At 64.7% G+C, this 1,716-nt stretch carries 3 protein-coding genes; 1 reads left to right on the top strand and 2 read right to left on the bottom strand.

Translation table 11 applies throughout. From position 1 onward, the window contains the following. A partial coding sequence (locus IC50_RS29075; protein ID WP_035712853.1) for an SDR family NAD(P)-dependent oxidoreductase occupies positions 1–412 on the bottom strand: 412 nt, incomplete at its 3' end. 583 nt (positions 413–995) lie between these two features. On the opposite strand from IC50_RS29075, the gene IC50_RS29070 reads away from it, so the two are divergent. Further along, the gene (locus IC50_RS29070) at positions 996–1,235 is read left to right on the top strand and encodes a hypothetical protein (RefSeq protein WP_015685698.1); all 240 of its coding nucleotides are present in this window, start codon (positions 996–998) and stop codon (positions 1,233–1,235) included. Between the two features lie 124 nt (positions 1,236–1,359). Here IC50_RS29070 and IC50_RS29065 read toward each other — a convergent pair. Continuing rightward, on the bottom strand, positions 1,360–1,716 hold a 357-nt coding region (locus tag IC50_RS29065), incomplete at its 5' end, for an alpha/beta hydrolase fold domain-containing protein (RefSeq protein ID WP_035712851.1).

Raw genomic sequence — 1,716 nt, 5'->3', positions numbered from 1 at the left:
CCGCCACCAGCATCGGCAGGAAGGTGCGTACGCCGAGATAGACGCCGCCCCAGCAGATGTTGAAGGTGCGCTCCCACTGCTCGCGCGTGTTGGTGAACAGGCTGCCGCCGCCGCCGATGCCGGCATTGTTGAACAGAAGATGGATCCTGTCCGTCTTGTGCTGCTCGGCGAGCTCGTCACGAAACCGCTTCAGATGATCCTCGATCGCGACGTCGGCGACATGCGTCGTGACGCGCAGCCCCTGCGGCAGTTTCTCGACTTCGCACAGCCGCTTGGTCTCGGCCATCGCCGCTTCCGAGACGTCGCACATCGCGACGTTGCAGCCTTCGGCAACGAGCTGCCGCGCGAGCTCGCGCCCCATTCCCGTGCCGCCGCCGGTGATGACCGCGATCTTTCCAGCAAAATCTCTCATGGGACTTCGGTCCCTCCCCTTGTCGGTATGTTTCTTCGTCACCGCGCCGCTCGGCGGGGCGCGCGCGAAACTGTAGCAGCGCCGCATCCGCAGGTAAAAGTGGATCGGCGATACCATGTTCGGCATTATTTCGGCGCGCGGACTATGGTCGCTCCGGTGCGGTCGCAGTCCGTACGGGTGAGGCAGCTTCGCCCGCGGCGCATCCTTCGAGACGCCCGCCGTTGGCGGGCCCTCAGGATGAGGGCGGAGTGCGCGGCCGCCGTTTCAACGAGCACCGATGCGCTTAGCCTCATCCTGAGGAGACCGCTGAAAGCGGTCCGTCTCGAAGGACGAGGCGCTTGCTCCGTCTTCGCCGGGAAGCACCGTTGCAAGGCGCGCCGGCGGCGCGGGCTCATTATTTACCGCGGTTCCCGTATTTGTCCGGCTTCGGGTGAAGCGCAATCTTTTTACAATCCGAATCGCCAAATGGGGGTGGACGCTGGATCGAGTCGGCCAGGCCAGCGCGTGTTGTTTCCGTGTCACAGGCTCTGGCACTCCGCTTGCATCCTCATCGTGGTCAGAAACAACCGATGAGGTGACAGGAATGTTCGTGACCGTCGTTGCCGTGCTCTGCCGGCTTAGCGCAGCCAGCTCAGGCAGTTGCGTCGAGGAAATCGTGACCGACAGCAACATGACGCCCGAGATCTCGATGATGCAGTGCGCGGTCGGCGCACAGGCACCCCTTGCGAAATGGATGGGCGAGCATCCGATCTATCACGCCAATTGGCGCCTCGAGCGCTACAAATGCGTACCGGGTCACTACGAGATCAAGGGGCACGCCTAAGGCCCCGCAAAACTACTGATCCGAACAGGACGGATCGAGGAAACGCCCCGGAGGTCGCCTCCGATGGGCCCAGCAAGCGCAACTCCGCCGAGACGGCGCGTCCTGTGACAACGGTCACATCCCATCAAGCCACCGCGCGCATGACGAGCGCACGCGCTCGCCGCCCCTCCGGCGTCGGCATCAGCGCATAGTTGTGCGGCTGGTCGCGCAGCAGATGCAACTCCACCGGCACGCCCACCGCCCTCGCCCGCTCCGCCAGATCGACGCTGTCGGGGTAGAGCAGATCGCGAGTCCCTGCGAAGATCGTCATCGGCGCGAGGAAACGGAAGGTGCCGTTGAGCGGGCTGACGAAGGGATGACCGATATCGAGTTCGCCGGCATAGAGCCGCCCGGCCTCGACGATGCCCGGAATGTCCTGGACCGGATCGCGCTTGGCGATCGCAACCTGCTCCGGCCGGCTGACCGAGGCATCGGCGGCGGG

This window comes from Bradyrhizobium genomosp. I (2014), from assembly GCF_000261685.1.
Taxonomy (GTDB): Bacteria; Pseudomonadota; Alphaproteobacteria; order Rhizobiales; family Xanthobacteraceae; genus Bradyrhizobium.
This window is presented reverse-complemented; position numbering and strand designations above follow the sequence as displayed.

Bases quoted from the DNA above. Each gene is read 5' to 3' on its own strand.
- IC50_RS29070 (WP_015685698.1), top strand. From the start codon at position 996: ATGTTCGTGACCGTCGTTGCCGTGCTCTGCCGGCTTAGCGCAGCCAGC.